The following is a 4,003-nucleotide window of genomic DNA, read 5'->3' on the forward strand; positions in this document are numbered from 1 at the left end:
TGCCGCGTTGGCGAGCGAACTCGGAATGCCGTGGAACATTGTTCGTGGTGTCGGCGTGATCGCGCGCGCTATCGGACTGGTCGGTCACATTCGTGAAGAGCTCAAAAACCCACTCGCACGGGAGATAAAGACGCGTACGGAGGAAGAAGCCACGTCACACCTGCGTTGAGGTTGCCCGTACCGTGCTCGGCCCCGCGGCGGACACTTTCGTCGCCGACGCAATCGTTACGGCGGGCTAGGTTTGATCGTGCTCGCTCGCAGCGTCGGCCGGGGGAAAATGCCAAAATAACCGCGCACTGAGAGGCTCGTCGTGTAGCCAGATGTTAGCGAAACCGAATTTGTTCATTTGTCGTCGACCGTTGTTCCAAATGGAACGGATGACGACCCGGCTTCCGGCAAGCAAGTGGTGTTGAGCTACGATCCCGCCACCAAGACCGCGGGCGGACTAGTCCTCGATAGGGGGCGTATAGTGACGAACGCTTCGCTGATCAGCCATGAAAATTGCCCGCTAATTCTCAGAAATTCTCTGATCTCTCGAGTAGGGAACTTGGCCGTAGATCCCCAGTAGCATTGGACTAATGGCAGAGCGCGCTCCGAAAACTGGTCGGAATTCTAAAAATCCCTCTTCTTTTCCCTGTTACCAGGGAATTTGAAGTGGAGACGGGTTCGACTATGACTGCGTCCGCCGCCACGCACTCTGTGCGTTACACAGAGACCATGCCAAGACCGAAGCTGCACCTTCATTCCTAAAAACGTTGCCTCGGAATGTTCAACCGCGACCTTGACTGTGCCTTCGGCTGTTGGGATCGCGTGCAAAATGCATAGCTCGTCATTCTCGCCGTAACCAACTATCTTCGCGGGCGTTCCTCTTGCCCATTCAATGAGCTGGGGTGTGTCACAGAAGCCCAGTCGATCTCTTTCGGATGGCTGGCCAGATGAATGGCGCGTCACTTCGGCGAGCGGGCGAGAATTGTCTCAATCTTTTTCGCGCCGCTCTCACCTTTTTCGGCCCTATTCCATTGATCGACGATCATCGCCTTGAACATGGTCACTGCCTCAGGAGCGGAAGTGACCATTGCGATCCCTGCGGAAATATTTGGGTGGTCACCCAATCGGTAGGGACTCATCGAAACAAAAGTAGCTGTAGTCTTTTCGAAGACTTGAAAGGTCTGCTCTGCAGCGAAATGGTCGACAACGCCAATTTGCGTTCCGATCGGTTGTTTCCTGAAGATTTCGACAACTCGCTCTACTTCGCGTCTCGCCAATGCGCGCCGCTTCTTGACCACATTAGGAGGAAGGCCGTATCGGCCGACAAGGCCAGAGTTCAAGAGGCGTTCGATAGTTTCAGAATTCACAATGCTGACCATTGGGGGAGGGCGACGTACTGAGCCGCCGCGACGCTCCCGCAAGATATTCAATACGCGCTCCACGTAGTCTACGAGCTTTGCATGGTCGGAATTTTCGTTTGGAATGGCTTCCAGAAGCATTGTACGCAAGTGTCCAACATACTCATCGGACAAAAGCAGAAATGATATTGGCGTGAAGTTACCAAGAACCTGGACGACATTCTCTTCAAGCTGACGCATGCGTTCAAAAAAGCTGGCCGCATTTTTGTAATACTCAACGCCTACGCCCATCAAAGATGGAAGAGAAACGTCAAGAAGCTCGGCCAGTTTCGCTAGCGTCTCGATCTTTACTAGTTCGCCCTTCTCGAGGCGATACAAGGCTGCGCGCGAAACTCCAATCTTCTCAGCCATGTCTGAAGCTGAGATGCCCTTACCCATCCGGTAAGCGCGTAGCCGATTCCCGATCTCTTCCCACGGTGCCATTGCGTTCGTTGCTGCTTTAAACCGTCTGCAAAGGGTTGTTACCGAAGGAGCTTTTAGGCGCAGCGGTAGCTAATAGCACGTCCGGTGTCGGCGGCGCGCTCTTGACGCAACATTTGTAAACTGTCCTTTTATTCGCGTTCGTATCAATAATTAGACCCTCATTACGCATAATATAAGAGCCATTCAGGCCGGGCCTCTGTTGCCTCTTGCGACTCGTCTAAAAATTGATACGGTCCCTCGGCTCGATGAGGAGCAGCCCACAGGCTTTGTCCGCATTTAAACCAGTGAGACACATCCATCATGCCAGCTTCAGTCCGGCTTGAAAAAGATACTCTCGGCGAACGCAGTGTCCCCCTGGACGCCTTATATGGTTCACAGACGGATCGTGCGGTCGAGAATTTTCCCATTTCCGGACGGACATTGGCGGAATGGCCGGTATTTCCCTGGGCCCTTGCATGCGTGAAAGAGGCGTGTGCGTTTGCAAACCTGTCGCTAGGCAAGTTGTCGGAGAAGAAGTACAGCGCGATTGTTGCGGCCTGCGCGGCGGTTCGTTCCGGTGCGCATGATCGCGAGTTTGCTGTCGATGTCTTTCAGGGTGGAGCTGGTACTTCAACGAACATGAACGCGAATGAGGTGATCGCGAACCTCGCACTAAAATCGTTGGGCTTCAGGCCGGGTGAATACAGCGCGTTGCATCCCATCGACGATGTGAACTTGTCGCAATCCACCAACGACGTTTATCCGACGGCTGCACGGCTAGCTGCATTCAAGTCTGGAGAAGTGCTCACAGAAGAGCTTTCACGTCTCGCTGCGGCCTTCGATAGGAAAGCAACCGAATTTAAAAGCGTTCAGAAATTGGGCCGGACGCAATTGCAGGACGCTGTTCCGATGACTTTGGGGCAAGAGTTCTCGGCGTTTGCAGCGACGCTTGAAGAAGATGTCAAAAAGCTCCCCGAGATGGCCTCGAACTTTGCAGAGGTGGGGCTCGGTGGCACGGCGATCGGAACAGGCGTGAATGCGCCCGCCGGCTTCGGCGAACTGGCCTTGGGCCGGCTCAATGTATTGACGGGCTTCCGGTTCGTGCGTTCGGCTAATCTTATCGAGGCCACATGGGATATGGGCGCGTTCGTGCTCTATTCAGGGATGCTGAAGCGTACGGCGTCCAAGCTTTCCAAAATTGCCAATGACTTGCGCTTGCTTTCGAGCGGTCCGCACGGTGGTCTTGGCGAGATACGGCTTCCGGCACGGCAGCCTGGATCTTCGATCATGCCGTCGAAAGTAAATCCCGTCATTCCTGAGGTCGTCAATCAAGTCTGTTTCAACGTTGTTGGTAACGACATTACTATTACGCTTGCAGCCGAAGCCGGCCAGCTTCAACTCAACGCCATGATGCCGGTCATCGTGCTCAAGACCTTCGAGTCGATTGGGTATCTCACTTCTGCCATCCGGGTTTTGACGCGGCTTTGTGTTGAAGGCATCGAAGCCAATGCCGACGCATGTGCGCGACCGCTTACGTCGGCGGTTGCTCTTGTTACTTCGCTTGTTCCTGAGATCGGCTATGAGGCGGCCGCAAAAGTAGCGAAGCTGATTGAGAGTGGCGCCACGCTCGAAGCTGCCCGGCGAGAGGTTTTGGGTCCCGTGCCCTTCGGTGCCAAGGCTCACTAGCAAGCCTACCAATGCCCAAAAAAGGTGCGGATAAGGCCTACTTACGCGTCAAAATGCTCCTCATACAGACAATCTGTCACGATTTCGAAAAATTTCGATAAAAATGCCTTGCGTAGCAATTCTTGATGTGAGGAAATGCTCGCAAGCATACAGAGGCCGAAGCGAACCCGTGCGTTCGCGCAAAGGTTTTAAGGAGTAGCCAGAATGCTCACCTTCAAGCGCGCAGCGACGGCGCTAGCCATTTTCGGTTTGACGATTTCCGGCGCCTTCGCCGAGGACTACGATATCAAGGTCGTAACCCCGGAAACGCCGCCATCATTCGACAACCTCTATCTTCAGGTTGCGTATGAAAAAGGTATCTTCAAAAAGAATGGCTTGAACGTCACGAGCTTCATTCAGCTGAAGGGCGGGCCGTTGGCAACAACCGCAGTTGTCTCGGGACAGGCCGACGTCACCGCGACTGACGTTGAAGGCATCATCCAGGCGACCAAGGCGGGATATCCCGTTCG

Annotated in this window: 3 protein-coding genes; 2 read left to right on the plus strand and 1 reads right to left on the minus strand. The window is 54.2% G+C overall.

Going from position 1 to position 4,003, the window contains the following annotated elements:
• Positions 1-947 precede the first annotated feature (947 nt).
• Positions 948-1,829 (minus strand): helix-turn-helix transcriptional regulator, encoded by an 882-nt coding sequence (locus VGN12_06460; GenBank protein ID HEY4309077.1) that lies wholly within the window; start codon positions 1,827-1,829, stop codon positions 948-950.
• 300 nt (positions 1,830-2,129) lie between these two features.
• Here VGN12_06460 and VGN12_06465 point away from each other — a divergent pair, with 300 nt between their 5' ends.
• Both VGN12_06465 and VGN12_06470 read left to right on the plus strand, forming a co-directional pair.
• Positions 2,130-3,494: an aspartate ammonia-lyase gene (locus tag VGN12_06465; protein HEY4309078.1), complete on the plus strand. Its 1,365-nt coding sequence runs from the start codon at positions 2,130-2,132 to the stop codon at positions 3,492-3,494.
• 204 nt (positions 3,495-3,698) lie between these two features.
• A partial coding sequence (locus VGN12_06470; protein ID HEY4309079.1) for an ABC transporter substrate-binding protein occupies positions 3,699-4,003 on the plus strand: 305 nt, incomplete at its 3' end.

This window comes from Pirellulales bacterium (genome assembly GCA_036499395.1).
Classification (GTDB): Bacteria; Planctomycetota; Planctomycetia; order Pirellulales; family JACPPG01; genus JACPPG01.